An 18,097-nucleotide genomic window follows, 5' to 3' on the forward strand; every position below is an offset into this window, starting at 1 on the left:
GGATGCCTGAAGCGGGATACCGCTTCACAGAAAAGGCCCACCCTTCAGGTGGGCCTTTTCATTTCTGCCTTTTCTTGATTCGCTCCGGTGCCATGCCATGCCATGCCATGCCATGCCATGCCATGCTCGCTCCCTTCCTTTTGCCCTAAAGCGGGGCCTTGACGGTCGTTGACCGGCACTTCCTACTGTCGAATTGGCGCAATCAGAAACCTCGCTCATCTAGTTGGATTGTTCCGACCTTATTGATTGTGGAAGAAAATTAATCTCACCCCCTCGAAAAAGTGTTCTTCTCGAGGTGGGTTGAAATGGCAATTGAAAGTATCGGTCTTGTAGCCGTCACCGAGAACGCAGCGAAGAAGCTGGCAGTCAAGGCCAGTGGGAAAATCAAGGCGCATACAGGTACCAAGTACCTGCTGCAAGTCGAAAACAGCGACGTCGCGCCGGAGATCGTAACAGTCAAGCGTGTCGGCAAGGATCTGCTGGTTCAGTTCGAGGGTAGCGACAAGCCCGACCTGACCATCGAGGATTTCTTCGCCGACGACATGGACGGCCAGCTTTACGGCGTGGCTGAAGACGGCCAGCTCTATGCGTATGTGCGCACTGATGGTGAAGGCTTCGGCGGCCCGCTGTTGCTCGCCGACGGCGATGCCGCCCCAATCGCCGTGGGCGGGGATGTCCTGGCGAACGGCTCACCCTATCTGGCATCCAGATTTGACGATGCTACAGGTTTCGTCGTCTGGCCTTGGTTGATCGGTCTGGCTGGTATTGGCACCGCAGCCGCGATCATCCGTCACAACCAGGACAGTGGTCATCACCACGGCCAGTCGACCAGTCCTGCCCCGACCAACATGAGGGCAACAGACGACATAGGTCCGATCCAGGGGCGGCTGCAAAACGGTGACGTGACCGATGACACGCACCCGGAAATCACCGGTAACGGCGTACCCGGCTCGGTCATACATGTCTTCGACAACGGTAAGGAAATCGCTTCCACCACTGTGGCGGCAGATGGCACCTGGTCGTTCACTCTCGAATTCGGCAATGGTGCACATAGCATAGGCATCACTCAGGAAGCGCCTGGTCACAAGCCCAGCACTCCGGTCGACGTCGTCGACATCGTTGTCGATACCCCTCCGCTGACTGTACCGATCGCCGAGATCGAAGGCGCCAGGACCGACGACTCGATCCTGACCCTGTCCGGCGAGGCCGAAGTCGGTACCATCGTGACCGTCTACGACAACGGTGACAAACTCGGCAGTGCCACAGCCGACAAGAACGTCGACTGGAGCTACTCCCCCACCACGCCGCTGGGCGAGGGCGAGCAGAAGTTCACCGTCGACGCGACTGACCAGGCCAGCAGCACCCGCGCCAAGTCCGACCCGTTCCCCATCATCACCGACTACTCGGGGCCGGATGACAAGTCGATCCAGCTGACGATCGACAGCGTTACCAGTGACAACACCATCAGTTCGGTCGAGTCCAAGGGCAACGTCACCATCAGCGGCAAGGTCACCGGTGAGTTCGTCGTTGGCGACAAGGTGAGCTTCAAGCTCGACCGTTCCACCTACAGTGCCGTTGTGGATACCGGTGCACCCAGCGCGGCCTTCCCGATCCAGGGACAGAGTTGGACCAAGCTGGCGATCAATGACCTGAATCGTAACGTGACCAATTTCGGCAACGACCCGGTGTACCGGGGCGGCGGGGTGACCATTACCTCCAATACCACGCTCGCCCATTCAGACGCAGTCTCTTGCCGGAGTGCCCGTCTGCTCATGGACGGCGATATCAATCACTGCAAGCAGCTCAACTTCACCGTGCCGGTGTCGGATGTCGCGTTCAACATCAGTGCACTCCAGGGTGATCCGGGAGCCGCGCGCGTGGTGATTTACGACATCAGCGGCAACGTACTCTTCGATGAGAAGATTCCGGCGGATGGCAGCGCCGGGGTACCGGATTCAGCGAAGTTCAGTTATAGGGTCCCCATTGGCACGGACATCGGAAAAGTGCAGGTCTACGGCGATGGCGTCGGTGCGGGTACCGCTCTCGATACTCTGAAACTCCAGCAGATCCACCATGCGCCTGGATACGACGACACCCTCACCAACGATGTGGGCAAGACCGGCGCCTTCCACAGTGACGAAGGTCACTTCACGCTGTCGTCGAAAGGCACGATCTCCATCCGCAGCGCAACGCAGCACAACCTGGGCAGTCCGTACCTGTACATCGATCCGGTCGACAGCCCGATGAGCAATTCGGCGGCGATCTTCACCTTCGGCCAGCCGATGCAGTCCATCGCCTACCACCTATGGGACCTGGAAACCCAGAAAGCCATTGCCGAAAACGGCTCCTGGCTGGAGGCGTTTGACACCAATGGCAACCTGATCTTCAACCGCTTCGTGAGCAACAATGGCGGCAGTACCTACAGCTACGAGCAGATTTCCTGTGCAGTATCGGAAGGCACCAGCGTCGGCAAGGCAGTGGTCTATCGGGGTACCAACAACACGCTGCTGGATAACTTCATTACCACGCTGGCATCCAGCACCCCGTCGGGTCAGAAGCTGATCGACCACAACTGGGAAACCTTCTTCGACGAGGCCAGCGCTGCCAAGGCGGTTGAGTGGCATGGGCAGAGCTTTAGTACCCGCGCCTTCGATGACAAAGCGTCAATGGTTGGTTATCACAGCGCTGACGGTGGTTTCACCATTTCAGGACGTGCAACCAAGACTGCAGCCGGTAGCATTTGGGTCAATGCCATGCAGGGCTCGATGTGCGTGGGCGATGGCAAGACTGCTGTTGCAACTTTTGACACGGCTCGTTCGAAGGTCGAGGTGAGCGCCACTGGTATCGAGAAAGGCAATGCCGCGATCCTCAAGGTGTTTGATACCGACGGAAAACTGCTGGATTCGCTCAGTATCACCAACCCTTACGGGCAGACCGATATCCAGAGGGTCTACTACGAGACGGATGGCAACAAGATCGGTCGCATCGAGATCACCGGCGAGTCCGGGGGGACGCACGTTACGAGCATCTCCTCTGCGGAAACGCAGGTGACCGTGGAGCACGACGTCATCTCCATGGTCGTCGACCCGGTCGCCTACTTCGCCCAGGACTCGGCGCACATCCACGGCAGTTCCGGCCTGGATACGCTCGGGCTCATCGGCGCGGGCCAGGTCCTGAACCTGACCCAGCTCATCGGCGACAACGACCAGGCGAAGATCAGCAGCGTCGAGAAGTTCGACATCACCGGCACCGGCAACAACACGTTGAAGATCTCCCTCAACGACGTGCTGTACCTGGGCGAGACCGACCTGTTCCGCAAGGGCGGCAAGGTTCAGGTGATGGTCGATGGCGATGCCGGCGACAAGGTCCAGCTGGCCAACCTGCACGACCACGGCACCGCGCCGGGTGCCTGGCAGGCTGTCGGCACCACCTCCATCGGTGGCTCGACCTACCCGGTGTACAGCTACAGCAACCCGGATGCCGAAGTCCTGATCCAGCAGGCCGTGACTGTCGCCATCGTCTAACGCAGCCCCTGGAAAGGCAGGCGGGATGCTTATCCCGCCTCCCGCACCGCACCCTATTGCTCGCTCCGCCGCCAGCGGCGGAGCCAACCAGAGACACTCCAAATGACTTCTATCACTTGTGCAAAGGCCAAGGCGAAAGCCAAGCGCCAGTGGCCCCTGGCCTTCGCGGCCCTGCCCGTCCTCACCAGCTTCCACACTCCGCTGAGCCTGGCCGCCACCGCCGCCGGCGACCGCGACATCTACGCCGAGACCTACCAGAAGGTGGAATCCATCGTTAAACAGCAGGCCCAGATCGTCATGTTCCGTGGCAAGGACGCCGGCAAAGAAGCCGCCCACGTGTACATCGACGGCCAACTGCACAGCGCCCTGATGCCCGGCGGCTACACCGTGTTCTGCATCCCCGCGGGAGAACACTCGGTGGAGTCCTACATTGGCGATGCGCCGCTGTACACCGGCAAGCGCAACCCGCAGAGCTACGCCAAGCTCGACGGCGGCCAGACCTACGTCCTGGAGGCCTCGCTCACCGGCAGCACCCCGATCGTACACACCGGCCGTGACGCCGAGCAGAGCCTGGAAGGTGTGCGCCAGCAGATTCACGTCATCAGCCGCTCCGGCTCCGTGGTGCCGTGCCTGACTGACCCTTCGCAGCGACATGCTGTTCAGGTTCGGCAAGAGTGACTACAACGACCGCACCGCTGAGGGCCATGCGCAACTGCGCCAGGTGGTGCAGGAGATCAAGGGCAAGAGCCAGAATGTCACCGGCATCGAGGTCGTCGGCCATGCCGACCCGATCGGCAAGGCCCAGGCCAACCCGTTGCTGTCGCAGCGCCGCGCCGAAACTGTCCGCAAGGTCCTGTTGGAGCTGGGCCTCCAGAGCCTGCTGGTCCACATCAGTGGCCGCAGCAGCTCCGAGCCGGTGGTGAGCTGCGGTACCACCCGAAATGCCGCGAACATCGCCTGCAATTCGCCCAACCGTCGTGTCGAGCTGGTGATTCAGGGGCAGCAGGGTGACTGGCAAGCCCTTCGCTAACTATTCCAACCTGTCCTTCTCGCCGGGGCCGCGCTTGTGATACGCGGCCCCGGCGATGTTTTTTCGCCCCCTGTCACCGTCTTCCTATAGTGGTGCAATGCGGCTAATCCGGTGTGGGAAGCGTAAGTCAAGCCAATCAGGCTTTTCTGATGCCGCACGGAAGGGCGCATTTCTAACATGCGCACAACTTCTCCCATGAAGGTGTGCTCATGAATCCCACTACTGCGCCCGCGACTGCCGAAGTCGATCTCGGCGTTTCTTCCCAAAGTGACAGCCTGCTGGCAGGGGTGCGCTGGTTGTGCGATCACTTCGAGCGCCCGACCACGCTCGAGTCGCTCTACGCCGGCCTGCCGCGTGACCACAAACTGCGTCCCAGCCTGGTGACGCGCATGCTTGAGCAGGCCGGCATCGGCGCTGGCTGGGTCAAGCGCCGTCCCGCCGAGCTGTCTTCCTATCTGTTCCCCCTGATGCTGCTGTTCCGTAATGGCGAGGCGCGCATCCTGGTCGCCCGCCATGGCGAGGAGTTCGAACTGGTGGTGCCGGAGGCCGGTGGCGGCAGCATCACCATGAGTGCGGCGGAGCTGCAGGAGAACTACCTGGGCTACGCGCTGCTGGCTCGCCCGAAGTCAGCGCCCGATGCGCGCACCGAGATCCCCAGGGCAGAAGAGGGCAAGGGTCACTGGTTGTTCTCCACCCTCTGGAACTACCGTCGCTTCTATTACAGCGCGGCACTCTCGACTGTCCTGATCAACATCCTGGCGCTGGCCAGCACCTTCTTCATCATGAACGTGTACGACCGGGTCGTGCCGAACCAGGCCTACGTCACCCTGTGGTCGCTGACGGCCGGCGTGGTCCTGGCGATCGCCTTCGAGTTCACCTCGCGGCAGGTCCGGGCTTAGTCACGCCGGTGTATGACTTCGGCGCCATCAGGAACAACATCGATAGCCGCAGCAAGACCGCGAATGCGCAGGAGGAGGCCAAGGGCCAGGCCGAGGTGTCGGTTGCCTACAATACGGCGTCGGGCCTCGTTGAGCTGGCTCACCAGCAGGAGGCGCTGGAGATCAGCGACCGCTACGTGGCGCGGATGCGCGAGCTGGTGAACATGCTGGGGCAGATCGCCGAGGTGGACCCTGGTCGCCGCAGCGAAGTGACCCAGGCGCGTGCGCGTCTGCTGCAGGCGGAAACCGCCCGCGACATGGTGCAGTCGAAGCTGCAGGAGCAGAAGACCACCCTGGCCAAGCTGGTCGGCACGGATGTGACGGTGCCGCAGAACGCCAAGTGGGACTGGTCGCCCATCGGCCTGGACCAGGCGCTGGAGCAGATGGGCGACCAGCCCGCCCTGCGCCAGGCCAAGTGGGAGAAGGAGGCGGCCCTGGCCAGCGCCGAGTCGGTGAAGTCCTCGCGCATGCCGAGGCTGAACTGGGTGGTGGGGCGCAACACCGGCAACAACATGCTCGACAACAAGGAGCCCTGGTCGACCGGCCTGGCTGTGGAGTGGCAGGCGTTCTCCGGCGGTTCGGCTTCAGCGGCTCAGCGTGCGGCCTATGCTCGCGCCGATGCGGCGGAGCAGAAGATGGAGGCGACCCGTCGTGAGTCGGAGTACCGCATCCGCAACCTGGTCGAGCAACGTGACCTGTCGGCTTCCCGCGTGGGCGACTACAAGGAGCTGCTGGCGGAGTCTGATCGCGTACGCAAGATGTTCTATGACCAGTGGTACCACCTGGGCAAGCGCACTCTGCTCGATGTGCTGATCGCCGAGAACGACTACTACTCGCAGCAGATCGCAGCTTCTGACACCTACTACAGCGCCAAGGCCTCGGACCTGCGCGTCCGTGCTGAAACCAGCGGCCTGCTGGCCTGGCTGGCGCCGGGCAGCGAAGCCGCCAGCCGCTGATCAAACAGTCGTCGCAACGACCTTCCCGCCTGTCCCTTTCTATCCTCCCGGCATGTCCGCTTCGGTGGCCATGGAGGCTCGTAACGTCTCTGCATTGAGACGGATATGCCGAGGAGAGAACTTTGGTCGTCCCGCACGATCGTCATAATTTGAATGACTTTGCCCCTTGCTAAAGTCGCTGTGCGTCGATGTGTCGCAGGGTGCGCAGGGGGAGTTCGCGACTTTCGCAAAGGTTCTTGATTGCCGTCATGGCAAGGTCTTTGCCAAAGGCGTTGAGGCGTTTTCGAAACCCTGGGAAAGCGTGCTGAAAGGCCCGTCCTTCATGGTTCTGACACATTCCCATGGCACGCCCGTGCAAGCCCCTGGCAGGGAGGGAATAACCCTGCACAACTCCTGTGAATTGGTTGTTTTGTGAGCGATTTTGTCCGGGACTGTTTCTCTGGCTGAGAAAATATCTTGTTAAAAATGGGCAGAATGGGCCTTGAAAGGGGTTTCTGAAATGCTTTGTAATACCCGCCGTCCATTTCCTACCCCCAAATCGCTGAGTCGCACTGACGTAGATCAAAGCCAGTGCTCACCCTTCGGTGCAGCGGCATAACAACAGGGGGCTGCCATCGGTGGGCTCCTGTCATCAAGACGAGTCGGGCAATCCGCTCGTGCATCCGGTGTGCGACGCGCGCGCTTCAACGAGCCGCCAGTCCAGACACCACACGCTGAATAACACGGAACGAATCAGCTGACGAAATCGGTTTCGCATCGCGAAGACCGGGCGAGCTCCCTTTGCCTGGAATCCGTGCGGCCGCGTTCGTGAATCCATGACAGCCCTGGCAGGCGGCTTGGAAAAGTCGCGGGTAACGAGTCGTCGAGCAATGCGTGGCGAAGGCTCGTGGGCGGTGAAGCGATTTTCATCCACTAAGGCCGCAAGATGAAAAAAGAGCAGTACACAGGAATTTTGAAGAGACTTGCGCTGCTGCCGATGCTGATGCTCGGTGGTTGCAACATGGCGCTGTTCGACCCGAAAGGGCAGGTCGGCGCTGACGAGAAGTCCCTGATCATCACGGCAACCCTGCTGATGCTGATCGTGGTGGTGCCGGTCATCCTGATGACCTTCGGGTTCGCCTGGAAATACCGGGCTTCGAACACCAAGGCCACCTACATGCCGGACTGGTCTCACTCGACCAAGATCGAGCTGGTGGTATGGCTGGTTCCCTGCGTGATCATCGCCATCCTCGGTTGGATCACCTGGGAGAGCACCCACAAGCTGGACCCGTATCGTCCGCTGGACTCCGAGGTCAAGCCGGTGACCATCCAGGCCATCTCGCTGGACTGGAAGTGGCTGTTCATCTACCCGGAACAGGGTATCGCCACCGTCAACGAAATCGCCTTCCCGAAAGACACCCCGGTGAACTTCCAGATCACCTCGGATTCGGTGATGAACTCCTTCTTCATTCCGCAGCTGGGCAGCCAGATCTACTCCATGGCCGGAATGATGACCAAGCTGCACCTGATCGCCAACGAAGAAGGCGTGTTCGACGGCATCTCCGCGAACTACAGCGGCGGCGGCTTCTCGGGCATGAAGTTCAAGGCCATTTCCACCTCCGAGCAGGGCTTCCAGGATTGGGTCGCGAAGGTCAAGGCCTCGCAGCAGACCCTGAACCTGGATCAGTACCCGGAGCTGGTCAAGCCGACCGAGAACGTCCCGGCGACCTACTTCGCAACCGTCAGCCCCGAGCTGTTCTCCCACGTGCTGAACAAGTGGGAACACGCTGGCCACGCGATGGCCAAGGCCCACGAAGCCAAAGAACAGGCCGAGAAGGGCGAGCACGGCGAAGCAGCACATGACGAGACTGCCATGGCGGGCCACGACATGAGCAACATGCAAGGCATGCCTGGCATGCAAACGAATCCGAGCCAGGAGTAACCGCAGATGTTCGGGAAACTGACACTGTCGGCCGTGCCGTATCACGAGCCGATCATCGTCATCACGCTGGCCGTCGTCGCCCTGTTGGGCCTCGGTGTGTTCGGCGCGATCACCTACTACCGCAAGTGGACCTACCTGTGGACCGAATGGCTGACGTCCATCGACCACAAGAAAATCGGCGTGATGTACATCATCGTCGCCCTGGTCATGCTCCTGCGCGGCTTCGCCGACGCCATCATGATGCGCGGCCAGCTCGCGCTGGCTGAAGGCGCCAACCACGGCTACCTGCCGCCGGAACACTACGACCAGATCTTCACCGCTCACGGCGTGATCATGATCATCTTCATGGCCATGCCCTTCATGACCGGTCTGATGAACCTGGCCGTGCCGCTGCAGATCGGCGCGCGCGACGTGGCGTTCCCCTTCCTGAACTCCCTGAGCTTCTGGCTGCTGGTCGTCAGCGCCATGCTGGTGAACGTCTCGCTGGGCCTGGGCGAGTTCGCCCGTACCGGCTGGGTCGCGTACCCGCCGCTGTCCGAGCTGGCCTACAGCCCGGGCGTGGGTGTGGACTACTACATCTGGGCTCTACAGATATCGGGTATGGGTACTTTGCTCACGGGTATCAACTTCCTGGTGACCGTGTTCAAGATGCGTACCCCCGGCATGAAGCTGATGCAGATGCCGATCTTCACCTGGACCTGCACCTTCGCCAACATCCTGATCGTTGCGTCGTTCCCGATCCTGACCGCGGCCCTGGGCCTGCTGTCGCTGGACCGTTACTTCGACATGCACTTCTTCACCAACGAGCTGGGCGGCAACGCCATGATGTACATCAACCTCTTCTGGGCCTGGGGCCATCCTGAGGTGTACATCCTGATCCTGCCGGCTTTCGGTATCTTCTCCGAAGTCACCGCGACCTTCGCTGGCAAGCGCATGTTCGGCTACACCTCGATGGTGTGGGCGAGCGCCGCGATCACCTTCCTCGGCTTCACCGTGTGGCTGCACCACTTCTTCACCATGGGTTCGGGCGGCGACGTCAACGGCTTCTTCGGCGTTGCGACCATGCTGATCTCCATCCCGACCGGGGTGAAACTGTTCAACTGGCTGTTCACCATCTACCGTGGCCGCCTGCGCTTCGACACCCCGATCCTGTGGACCCTGGGCTTCATCGTCACCTTCACCATCGGTGGCATGACCGGCGTTCTGCTGGCCATTCCGGGTGCTGACTACCTGCTGCACAACAGCCTGTTCCTGATCGCTCACTTCCACAACACCATCATCGGTGGTGCGGTGTTCGGCTACCTGGCCGGCTTCGTCTTCTGGTTCCCGAAAGCCTTCGGCTTCAAGCTGGACGAGAAGTGGGGCAAGCGTTCCTTCTGGTGCTGGCTGGTCGGCTTCTACATGGCCTTCATGCCGCTGTACATCCTCGGCTTCATGGGCATGACCCGTCGCCTGAACCACTACGAAAACCCGATGTGGCAGCCGTACATGGTGGTGGCGTTCTGCGGCGCCGTGCTGATCTTCTTCGGTATCGCCTGCCAACTGATCCAGCTGTTCGTCTCGATCAAGAACCGCGAGAAGCTGGCCGACCTGACTGGCGACCCGTGGGGTGGCCGTACCCTGGAATGGTCCACTTCCTCGCCGCCGCCGTACTACAACTTCGCCGAACTGCCGAAGGTCAACGACATCGACGCGTTCCACGACATGAAGCAGACCGGTACCGCGTACCGCAAGCTGCCGGCCTACGCGCCGATCCACATGCCGAAGAACACCGCCGCTGGCTTCTCCATCGCCGTGTTCGCCTTCATCTTCGGCTTCGCTGCCATCTGGCACATCTGGTGGCTGGTAGGTGTTGGCTTCGTCGGCATGATCGCTTCGGTCATCGCGCGCAGCTACGTCACCGACGTGGACTACTACGTCCAGCCGGATGAGATCGAGCGCATCGAGAACGCCAACTTCCAGAAACTCGCCACCGCGCAGCAGGTATAAAACCATGTCGACGGCAGTACTGAATCAACACGTGGTTGATGCGCACCAAGCGGCGCAAGACCATGCTCACCATGACGAGCACGCCCACGACAGCGGCGGCATGACGGTCTTCGGCTTCTGGCTGTACCTGATGACCGACTGCATCCTGTTCGCGAGCGTCTTCGCCACCTACGCCGTGCTGGTCAACCACACGGCCGGCGGCCCGAGCGGCAAGGACATCTTCGAACTGCCCTACGTGGCTGTCGAAACCGCGATCCTGCTGATCTCCTCCTGCACCTACGGCCTGGCCATGCTGGCTGCGCACAAGGGTGCCAAGGGCAAGGCCATCGCCTGGCTGGGCGTGACCTTCCTCTGCGGTGCCGCGTTCATCGGCATGGAACTCAACGAGTTCCATCACCTGATCGTCGAAGGCTTCGGCCCGAGCCGCAGCGCCTTCCTGTCGTCCTTCTTCACCCTGGTCGGCATGCACGGCCTGCACGTAAGTGCCGGCCTGCTGTGGATGCTGGTGCTGATGGCGCAGATCGGCACCCGTGGCCTGACCGCGCAGAACAACACCCGCATGATGTGCCTGAGCCTGTTCTGGCACTTCCTGGACATCGTCTGGATCTGCGTCTTCACCGTCGTCTACCTGATGGGGGCTCTGTAATGACCGCTGCTGCACATCATCACGACTCCCACGGTGCCGGCCACGGCGATCACGGCGCCGGTCACGGCAGCCTGGGCTCGTACGCCATCGGCTTCGTGCTCTCGGTGATCCTGACTGCGATCCCGTTCTACATGGTCATCGACGGTGGCTTCTCGCGTCACGCCACCCTGCTGACCATGGTGATCCTGGGCCTGGTTCAGGTCGTCGTGCACCTGATCTGCTTCCTGCACATGAACTTCAGCTCCGAAGGTCGCTGGAACGTCATGGCATTCATCTTCACCGCCATCATCATCCTGCTGGTGGTCGGTCTGTCGCTGTGGATCATCTACACCGCAGACACCCTGATGATGCCGATGCCCTGAGGGCCGATGCCGTGAAACTCAAGCGTTATCTCCTGGTCGCCAAGCCGGGCATCATCTTCGGAAACCTGATCGCGGTAGCGGGGGGATACTTCCTCGCCGCCCGCGGCAGCGTTGACCCGATGCTGCTGCTGGCCACCGTGATCGGCCTGTCCCTGGTCGTTGCCAGCGGTTGTGTGTTCAACAACTGCATCGACCGCGACATCGATCGCTTCATGGAGCGTACCCGCAGCCGTGTCACCGTGACCGGGCAGATCTCGCTGAAGGCCGCCCTGGCCCACGGCGTGGTCCTCGGCGCGGCAGGCTTCGGCCTGCTGGCGTGGAAGACCAACGTGCAGGCGACCCTGCTCGCCGCGTTCGGCTTCTTCGTCTATGTCGTGCTCTACAGCCTCTGGCTCAAGCGCAGTTCGGTCTACGGCACGCTGGTCGGCAGTCTCTCCGGAGCCATGCCGCCGGTGGTGGGCTACTGCGCCGCCAGCGGTCACTTCGACATGGGCGCGGCGGTGCTGCTGCTGATCTTCTGCCTCTGGCAGATGCCGCACAGCTACGCCATCGCGATCTTCCGCCTCAACGACTACCGCGCCGCCGGGATTCCCGTGCTGCCGGTGGAGCGCGGCATTGAAGCGACCAAGAAGCAGATCCTCTACTACGTCGTGGCCTTTGGTCTTGCGACCCTGCTGCTGACCGTGACCGGCTTCGCCGGCTACGGGTACCTGGTGGTGGCGCTGGCCGTCAGCGCCTGGTGGCTGTTCATCGCGGTGAAAGGCTTCAGTGCCGAAGACGACCGCCGTTGGGCCCGCCAGCTGTTCGCTTTCTCCATCATCGCGATCAGCGTGCTGAGCCTGATGATGTCCATCGACTTCCAGGCCATCCCGGCCCAGTCGATGCTGGCGGCGCTGTAAGGCTGCTCTGCTGCAACGAAAAAGCCGCCCTTCGGGGCGGCTTTTTTATTGGCTGTTCGCAGGAGCGAGCTGAACGGTACTGGGCAGGCCCGTAAGACGGCGTGGAGCGAAGCGATAGCCATCATGGCGGATAGCGCTGCGTGTCTTGCGCCCTGCACCGGGATCCGCCCTGGCGTGGGGCGGATAACGGCGAAGGCGTTATACGCCGATGGGTTCAAGCCTCAGTGCAGCTTCAAGCGCGGCTCGGTGCTGCGCCCGATCCGATCCGCAATCATCAGCAGCGCCGTGCGGAACGGTCCGTACAACGCCATCTGGTGCATGCGGTACAGCGACACGTAGAACATCCGCGCCAGCCAGCCTTCGAGCTTCACGCTACCCATCAGGTTACCCATCAGGTTACCCACTGCACTGAAGCGCGACAGCGAGATCAGTGAGCCGTAGTCGGTGTAGCGGTACTCCGGCAGCGGCTTGCCCTCCAGGCGCGCGACAATGGCCTTGGCCAGCAGCGAGGCCTGTTGGTGCGCTGCCTGGGCGCGCGGCGGTACGGTGCGTTCGCTGCCATCGCCCATGGGGCAGGCGGCACAGTCACCGAAGGCGAAGACGTTGTCGTCGCGGGTGGTCTGCAGGGTAGGGCGGACCACCAGCTGGTTGATGCGGTTGGTCTCCAGGCCGTCGATCTCCTTGAGCAGGCTCGGCGCGCGGATACCCGCCGCCCAGACCTTCAGGCTCGCCGGAATGAACTCGCCCACCGCCGTACGCAGGCCTTCTGCGGTGACTTCCTGCACGGCCGAACCGGTGAGCACGCGCACGCCGAGCTTCTCCAGCGTCTGGTGCACCGGGCGACTGATGCGTTCGGGAAGGGCCGGCAGCACGCGCGGGCCGGCCTCGATCAGGGTGATACGCATGTTCTGTGGCTGGATGCCGGTCAGGCCGTAGGCCGCCAGTTCCTGCGCGGCGTGGTGCAGCTCGGCGGACAGCTCGACGCCGGTGGCGCCGGCGCCAACGATGGCGACGCTGATCTGGTCGTCCTTGTCCTGCCCGGCGTGGGCGCGCAGGTAGTGGGTCAGCAGCTGCTTGTGGAAGCGCTCGGCCTGCTCGCGGGTATCCAGGAAGATGCAGTGGTCCGCGGCGCCCTGGGTGCCGAAGTCATTGGTGGTGCTGCCGACGGCCAGGACCAGGGTGTCGTACTCCAGGGCGCGCGCCGGCACCAGCTCCTCGCCCTGCTCGTCGAGCGTGGCGGCGAGCTGGATGCGCTTGCTCGCGCGGTCCAGGCCGCAGAGGCGGCCGAGCTGGAATTCGAAGTGGTTCCATTTCGCCTGGGCGACGTAGTTCAGCTCATCCTCGGAGGAGTTGAGCGAGCCGGCGGCGACTTCGTGCAGCAGGGGTTTCCAGATATGGGTGAGGTTGGCGTCGACGAGCGTAATACGCGCCTTGCCCTTTTTACCCAGGGTGCGGCCGAGACGGGTCGCGAGCTCCAGCCCGCCGGCGCCGCCGCCGACGATCACGATACGATGGGACATGTTGCATTCTCATAGCTTAAGGAATCCTGTATCGGCCCGTGGCGGCACGGCGCTCACGCAAGGTAGGCCAGGAGGCGGCTCAGCAAACCCAGGGCGATGACCACAGCGAGCAAGGCTCCCATCATCAGCCAGGGTTTGAACGGCGCGCGTTGGACCTGGTGAACGGGAGAGCTGAGGTAGTGATCGACCTTCTGCTGGTCTTCGGGGCTCAGGCGACTGGGCATGGGCGGCCTCCGTTTATAATGCCAAGCATTCTAGTAGGGCTTGGGCGGCCTCTCAATGCGCCGCCGATCAATGCAGCTTTGCGTCGGCGCCTATTTACAGGCCGACCCCCATGTCGAAAAGGATGCTGCGGCCCAGGCTGCCGCGCAGGAAATCCGGCGCGTCACTGTGGGCGAAAAGCACGCGGGCGAAGGTCGGGCCGACCACCGACAACGAGCGCCAACCCTGGCGCAGGTACTCGGTGGGTGGTGGAAAAGGGGTGTTGAAGTCCGGCGTTTCACGCTTGAGGCTGACAAAGGCCAGCAGGTCCAGCTCGCGTGGGTCGATGCCGCGCTCGGTGTAGTTGTGCGCCTTCTTGCGCAGTGTCGGCGCCAGGCGCGCCTGCAGTTCTGCGCAGGGAATCCGTCGCGGCCGCTGCTCACGGCGGATCAGCTGGTTGAGGCTCTGGGCCATGCGCCGGCGCAGCAGTTCTTCCTTCCATTCCTCGTTGAGCCTGCGGCCCTGGTCGAGCACGAAGAACACCTCGAAGGTGGCATCGCGGAACAGCACATCCGGCGGCTGTTGCGTGGGCGCGATAAAGTCTTCCTGGCGATACGGCACCTTCAGCGCCTGCAGCAGGCGCTGGCAGGCCCAGCACTCCCGCTCCCATTTGCGGGCGTTGGAGAGAAAGTCGTTGGCTTGTTCCGCCTGGCGCGTCAGCAGGCGCAAATAGTCGGACTCGTTCATGCCTCAAGCATAGTTGCTGGCAACCGCAGGCGGGCGACGATGGCGGTGTAGACTGTTGCCAATCATTGGCGATTCCGGGCAAGGAGGAAGCGTGAGACGAGTGCTGGGCGGGATGCTGTTGATGGTGCTGGCGAGCGTGGCGTTGGCGCAGGAGTCACCGGCCACCGGCTGGACGCTGCTGGATCAGTTCGATAGCCCCTACACCGCGAACGCCGACCTCAAGGTGCTGCTGGTCGCCCACGACATGGCCAGCTCGAAGCTGGTGAAAGCGGCATTGGCCAAGCGCCCGTCAGGCTATCTCGAGGCTCGCAAGGCGGCCTTCGTTGCCGACATCAGCCGCATGCCCGCGCCCATCTCGATGCTGTTCGCCATTCCCGCCATGCGCGACTACTCCTACCGTGTGCTGCTCGACCGCGAGCCACGCGTGGCCAACCGCTTCCCGGCCCGGGCCGATGCGGTGACCTGGCTGCAACTCGAACAGGGCAAGGTCGTCTCGACCCATCAGCTCGACTCGGCTGAAGCGCTGCGTCAGGCGCTGGAGCGGGGCGCGCCGTGATCGCCGCGCAGTTGCTGTCCGCAGAAACCCTGGAGATAGGCTGGGCGATCTACCTGCCCATCGTCGCCTGGGCCATCTGGCGCGCGCCTTGGCTGGAGCTGGTCAGCGACTTCCGCCGCCAGCACCTGGTGTTCGGCACCATGCTCGGGTTGTTCCTGCTCTGGCTGGTGCGGCGCGACTTCGCTTCCGGGGTGTCCTTCCACTTCATCGGCATGACCGCGGTGACGCTGCTGCTGGACTGGCCGCTGGCGGTGCTGGTCGGCCTGGTCGCGCAGCTGGGGTTGTGCGCCATCGGCCGGCAGGACTGGGCCGCCCTCGGCGTCAACGGCATCCTGCTGGTGCTGATCCCAGTGGTCATCACCGAGCTGGCGGCGATCTTCGTCGAGCGCCGGCAGCCGCGGAACCTGTTCGTCTACATCTTCTGCTCGGGTTTCTTCCCGGCGGCGCTGGCGGCGGTGTGCAGCCTGCTGCTGGGCCTTGGCCTGCTGTGGATGGACGGGCTGTTCCCGATGCCGCCATGGATCGAGGACTTCATCGGTTACCTCTGGCTGATCATGTTCCCTGAAGCCTTCATCAACGGCACCATCGTCACCGGGCTGGTGGTCTTCTATCCGGACTGGCTGGAGACCTTCAACCGCACGCGGTACCTGCAGGCGCCGTGGAAGGATGACGATGAACCGCGCTGATGTTCGACCATCTGCGAGGCCCATGGCCGCCGCGGTTTGATCCAGGTCAGTTCGGTAACCTCCCAGGATCAGGGAAGCTTGGCCCCCCATTCGCAAGGAGATTGCCGATGAGCATTCACAGCTGGGCCGAACAACGCCTCCACGAACTGCTGATCGAAGCCGAGGCGGCAGGCCAGGACCCGCAACTGGTCGTGCGTGCTCTGCTCAGCGCAGTCGTGCAGGCCAACGCGCAAGTCCGCACGCAGGAAGACCTGGGGCATGAGCTGCATTTCCTCGCCGACAACCTGGACGAGGAGCGGGACTACAGCTTCATGCGCCCCTGAACGAAAAAGGCCCGCAGAGGCGGGCCTTTTTACTGGTTTGGGGGCGCCGCTTCAATGTCCGCGCGGATTCTCCAGATCGCCGGAGAACAGCTCGTCCTCGAGATTGTCGCCGGGGATGGCGTGATCTTCCGCCGCCCAGGCGCCGAGGTCGATCAGCTTGCAGCGATGCGAACAGAAGGGGCGGAACTCGCTCTTGGCGCTCCACTCCACGGGGGCGCCGCAGGTGGGGCATTCCACGGTCAGGGGTTGGCTCATGGTTGTCCTCCACGCAGGCCTAGATAGAACTGATGCAGACGCTCGACCTGCTGGTGCAGGTGGCCGAGGTCGCCATCGTTGAGCAGCACGTCGTCCGCGTGCTTGAGTCGGTCGTCGCGCAAGGCCTGGGCCTTGAGAATCGAGCGGACCTGTTCTTCGGACACCTGGTCGCGGCGCATGGTGCGCTCCAGTTGCAGGTGTTCGGGGGTATCCACCACCAGCACGCGCTGGGTCATGCGGTGCTGCCCGGACTCCACCAGCAGCGGCGAGACCAGGATGGCGTAGGGTGATTGCGCCTGCGCCAGGTTGCTGGCGATCTCCTGGCCGATCAGCGGGTGCAGCAGCTGTTCCAGCCAGCGGCGCTCGTCTTCGGCCTTGAAGATGCGCTCGCGCAGAGCGGCGCGGTTGAGCTGGCCGTCCGGCAGCAACATGGCTTCGCCGAAGCGCTCGACGATCTTCGCCAGGGCAGGACGGCCGGGTTCCACCACCCAGCGCGCAGCGTGGTCGGCGTCGACCATGTGTATGCCCAGTGAGGCGAAGTGCTCGGCGGCGGCACTTTTGCCGCTGCCGATACCGCCGGTGAGGCCCAGGATCCAGGGTTTCATGGTTCTCCTTTCAGCCGGCCCGGTGGCCGTCCAGATGCGCCGAGGAGACTCGGCGCAGGAGAAGGCTAGCGGAAACCGGCGAACTGCAGATAGGTCGCGGTTATTTGATCACCCCAGAGCAGCGCAATCCAGCCGGCGATGGCCAGATAGGGTCCGAAGGGGATGGGCGTACTGGTTTCGGCATTGCGCAGACGCAGCATGATCACGCCCAGCACCGCGCCCACCAGCGACGAGAGCAGGATGGTCAACGGCAGCACCTGCCAGCCACCCCAGGCTCCGAGCATGGCCAGCAGCTTGAAGTCGCCGTAGCCCATGCCTTCCTTGCCGGTGATCAGCTTGAACAGCCAGTACACCGACCACAGGCTCAGATAGCCGAACACCGCGCCCCAGAGCGCGTCGCCCAGGTTGGTAAAGAGTCCGAAGTGATTGACGATCAACCCCAGCCAGAGCAGCGGCAGCACCAGGGCGTCCGGCAGCAACTGGTGATCGACGTCGATCATGCTCATAGCCAGCAGGCCCCAGGTCAGCAGCAGCATCGCGCCGGCCTGCCAGCCGAAGCCGTAATGCCAGGCGATGAAGGCCGACAGCACGCCACAGGCCAGCTCGACCAGCGGGTAACGCTTGCTGATTGGCGCCTTGCACGACGAACACTTGCCGCCCAGCGCCAGCCAACTGACCACCGGGATGTTCTCCCACGGTTTGATCTCGTGGGCGCACTGCGGGCACTGGGAGTTGGGCAGGACCAGATTGTAGGTCGGGAGCTTCTCGCCCTCCGGCAGGCCCAGGGTTTCCCGTGCCTGCTGCTGCCAGTCGCGCGCCATCATCTGCGGCAGGCGATGGATCACCACGTTGAGGAAGCTGCCAACCAGCAGGCCGAGGAGGGTGACGCACAAAACAAAGGCCAGCGGGGTGCTGGCCAGGAAGTCGAGAACAGGCATG

At 62.7% G+C, this 18,097-nt stretch carries 19 protein-coding genes; 13 read left to right on the forward strand and 6 right to left on the reverse strand.

Annotated features, from left to right (window positions below):
• Positions 1-305: 305 nt before the first annotated feature.
• The 10 genes from IB275_RS04785 to cyoE all read left to right on the forward strand — a co-directional run bounded on the left by IB275_RS04785 (position 306) and on the right by cyoE (position 12,265).
• Positions 306-3,524, forward strand: coding sequence for an Ig-like domain-containing protein (locus IB275_RS04785; protein ID WP_192290176.1), 3,219 nt, complete (start codon positions 306-308; stop codon positions 3,522-3,524).
• Positions 3,525-3,626: 102 nt separating this feature from the next.
• Positions 3,627-4,202, forward strand: coding sequence for a hypothetical protein (locus tag IB275_RS04790; protein ID WP_192290174.1), 576 nt, complete (start codon positions 3,627-3,629; stop codon positions 4,200-4,202).
• On the forward strand, positions 4,177-4,554 hold the full coding sequence (locus IB275_RS04795) for an OmpA family protein (protein ID WP_192290172.1): 378 nt from the start codon (positions 4,177-4,179) through the stop codon (positions 4,552-4,554). Before IB275_RS04790 ends, IB275_RS04795 begins: the two co-directional genes overlap by 26 nt.
• Positions 4,555-4,763: 209 nt before the next feature.
• On the forward strand, positions 4,764-5,453 hold the full coding sequence (locus tag IB275_RS04800; protein ID WP_192290170.1) for a type I secretion system permease/ATPase: 690 nt from the start codon (positions 4,764-4,766) through the stop codon (positions 5,451-5,453).
• Between the two features lie 8 nt (positions 5,454-5,461).
• Positions 5,462-6,448 (forward strand): TolC family protein, encoded by a 987-nt coding sequence (locus IB275_RS04805; protein ID WP_318652548.1) that lies wholly within the window; start codon positions 5,462-5,464, stop codon positions 6,446-6,448.
• A 925-nt stretch (positions 6,449-7,373) separates the two neighbouring features.
• Positions 7,374-8,369 (forward strand): ubiquinol oxidase subunit II, encoded by a 996-nt coding sequence (gene cyoA, locus IB275_RS04810; protein WP_081517362.1) that lies wholly within the window; start codon positions 7,374-7,376, stop codon positions 8,367-8,369.
• Positions 8,370-8,375: 6 nt separating this feature from the next.
• Entirely contained in the window at positions 8,376-10,358 is a 1,983-nt protein-coding gene (gene cyoB, locus IB275_RS04815) for a cytochrome o ubiquinol oxidase subunit I (protein ID WP_192290166.1), read from the forward strand.
• A gap of 4 nt (positions 10,359-10,362) precedes the next feature.
• Positions 10,363-11,004 carry a cytochrome o ubiquinol oxidase subunit III gene (gene cyoC, locus IB275_RS04820; RefSeq protein ID WP_081517364.1) on the forward strand — a complete coding sequence of 214 codons (642 nt, stop codon included), beginning with the start codon at positions 10,363-10,365 and terminating at the stop codon, positions 11,002-11,004.
• Positions 11,004-11,366 (forward strand): cytochrome o ubiquinol oxidase subunit IV, encoded by a 363-nt coding sequence (cyoD, locus tag IB275_RS04825; RefSeq protein ID WP_081517365.1) that lies wholly within the window; start codon positions 11,004-11,006, stop codon positions 11,364-11,366. The genes cyoC and cyoD overlap by 1 nt, the downstream gene beginning before the upstream one ends.
• An 11-nt stretch (positions 11,367-11,377) precedes the next feature.
• Positions 11,378-12,265, forward strand: coding sequence for a heme o synthase (gene cyoE / locus IB275_RS04830; RefSeq protein WP_081517366.1), 888 nt, complete (start codon positions 11,378-11,380; stop codon positions 12,263-12,265).
• A 221-nt stretch (positions 12,266-12,486) separates the two neighbouring features.
• On the opposite strand, the gene IB275_RS04835 is transcribed toward cyoE, so the two are convergent.
• The 3 genes from IB275_RS04835 to IB275_RS04845 form a co-directional block, all read right to left on the reverse strand.
• Positions 12,487-13,785, reverse strand: coding sequence for an NAD(P)/FAD-dependent oxidoreductase (locus IB275_RS04835; RefSeq protein WP_192290165.1), 1,299 nt, complete (start codon positions 13,783-13,785; stop codon positions 12,487-12,489).
• Positions 13,786-13,838: 53 nt separating this feature from the next.
• A complete protein-coding gene (locus tag IB275_RS04840) occupies positions 13,839-14,009 on the reverse strand; it encodes a DUF3094 family protein (protein ID WP_192290164.1) in 171 nt (56 codons plus the stop codon).
• A gap of 94 nt (positions 14,010-14,103) precedes the next feature.
• On the reverse strand, positions 14,104-14,733 hold the full coding sequence (locus tag IB275_RS04845; RefSeq protein WP_138526812.1) for a DUF1780 domain-containing protein: 630 nt from the start codon (positions 14,731-14,733) through the stop codon (positions 14,104-14,106).
• A 121-nt stretch (positions 14,734-14,854) separates the two neighbouring features.
• Between IB275_RS04845 and IB275_RS04850 the strand changes: the two genes are divergently transcribed.
• The 3 genes from IB275_RS04850 to IB275_RS04860 all read left to right on the forward strand — a co-directional run bounded on the left by IB275_RS04850 (position 14,855) and on the right by IB275_RS04860 (position 16,298).
• A complete protein-coding gene (locus IB275_RS04850) occupies positions 14,855-15,289 on the forward strand; it encodes an FAD/FMN-containing dehydrogenase (protein WP_192290647.1) in 435 nt (144 codons plus the stop codon).
• A complete protein-coding gene (locus IB275_RS04855; protein ID WP_138212197.1) occupies positions 15,286-15,975 on the forward strand; it encodes an energy-coupling factor ABC transporter permease in 690 nt (229 codons plus the stop codon). Before IB275_RS04850 ends, IB275_RS04855 begins: the two co-directional genes overlap by 4 nt.
• Positions 15,976-16,082: 107 nt before the next feature.
• Entirely contained in the window at positions 16,083-16,298 is a 216-nt protein-coding gene (locus IB275_RS04860; RefSeq protein WP_192290162.1) for a hypothetical protein, read from the forward strand.
• A 51-nt stretch (positions 16,299-16,349) separates the two neighbouring features.
• Here IB275_RS04860 and yacG read toward each other — a convergent pair whose 3' ends face one another.
• From yacG to IB275_RS04875, 3 genes are all read right to left on the reverse strand, one after another.
• Complete coding sequence (gene yacG / locus IB275_RS04865; RefSeq protein ID WP_138212199.1) at positions 16,350-16,553, reverse strand: DNA gyrase inhibitor YacG; 204 nt, start codon at positions 16,551-16,553, stop codon at positions 16,350-16,352.
• Positions 16,550-17,158 (reverse strand): dephospho-CoA kinase, encoded by a 609-nt coding sequence (gene coaE / locus IB275_RS04870; protein WP_081517370.1) that lies wholly within the window; start codon positions 17,156-17,158, stop codon positions 16,550-16,552. The genes yacG and coaE overlap by 4 nt, the downstream gene beginning before the upstream one ends.
• A gap of 65 nt (positions 17,159-17,223) precedes the next feature.
• Positions 17,224-18,096 carry a prepilin peptidase gene (locus IB275_RS04875; protein WP_192290160.1) on the reverse strand — a complete coding sequence of 291 codons (873 nt, stop codon included), beginning with the start codon at positions 18,094-18,096 and terminating at the stop codon, positions 17,224-17,226.
• Position 18,097: the final 1 nt, after the last annotated feature.

This window comes from Pseudomonas sp. PDM21, assembly GCF_014852505.2.
Taxonomy (GTDB): Bacteria; Pseudomonadota; Gammaproteobacteria; order Pseudomonadales; family Pseudomonadaceae; genus Pseudomonas.

Coding starts and splice junctions, on each gene's coding strand:
- cyoD (WP_081517365.1), top strand. CDS start 11,004: ATGACCGCTGCTGCACATCATCACGACTCCCACGGTGCCGGCCACGGC.
- cyoA (WP_081517362.1), top strand. CDS start 7,374: ATGAAAAAAGAGCAGTACACAGGAATTTTGAAGAGACTTGCGCTGCTG.
- IB275_RS04835 (WP_192290165.1), bottom strand. CDS start 13,785: ATGTCCCATCGTATCGTGATCGTCGGCGGCGGCGCCGGCGGGCTGGAG.
- cyoB (WP_192290166.1), top strand. CDS start 8,376: ATGTTCGGGAAACTGACACTGTCGGCCGTGCCGTATCACGAGCCGATC.
- IB275_RS04800 (WP_192290170.1), top strand. CDS start 4,764: ATGAATCCCACTACTGCGCCCGCGACTGCCGAAGTCGATCTCGGCGTT.
- yacG (WP_138212199.1), bottom strand. CDS start 16,553: ATGAGCCAACCCCTGACCGTGGAATGCCCCACCTGCGGCGCCCCCGTG.
- cyoC (WP_081517364.1), top strand. CDS start 10,363: ATGTCGACGGCAGTACTGAATCAACACGTGGTTGATGCGCACCAAGCG.
- IB275_RS04850 (WP_192290647.1), top strand. CDS start 14,855: ATGGTGCTGGCGAGCGTGGCGTTGGCGCAGGAGTCACCGGCCACCGGC.
- IB275_RS04845 (WP_138526812.1), bottom strand. CDS start 14,733: ATGAACGAGTCCGACTATTTGCGCCTGCTGACGCGCCAGGCGGAACAA.
- IB275_RS04875 (WP_192290160.1), bottom strand. CDS start 18,096: ATGCCTGTTCTCGACTTCCTGGCCAGCACCCCGCTGGCCTTTGTTTTG.
- IB275_RS04785 (WP_192290176.1), top strand. CDS start 306: ATGGCAATTGAAAGTATCGGTCTTGTAGCCGTCACCGAGAACGCAGCG.
- IB275_RS04860 (WP_192290162.1), top strand. CDS start 16,083: ATGAGCATTCACAGCTGGGCCGAACAACGCCTCCACGAACTGCTGATC.
- coaE (WP_081517370.1), bottom strand. CDS start 17,158: ATGAAACCCTGGATCCTGGGCCTCACCGGCGGTATCGGCAGCGGCAAA.
- IB275_RS04790 (WP_192290174.1), top strand. CDS start 3,627: ATGACTTCTATCACTTGTGCAAAGGCCAAGGCGAAAGCCAAGCGCCAG.
- IB275_RS04840 (WP_192290164.1), bottom strand. CDS start 14,009: ATGCCCAGTCGCCTGAGCCCCGAAGACCAGCAGAAGGTCGATCACTAC.
- IB275_RS04795 (WP_192290172.1), top strand. CDS start 4,177: ATGCTGTTCAGGTTCGGCAAGAGTGACTACAACGACCGCACCGCTGAG.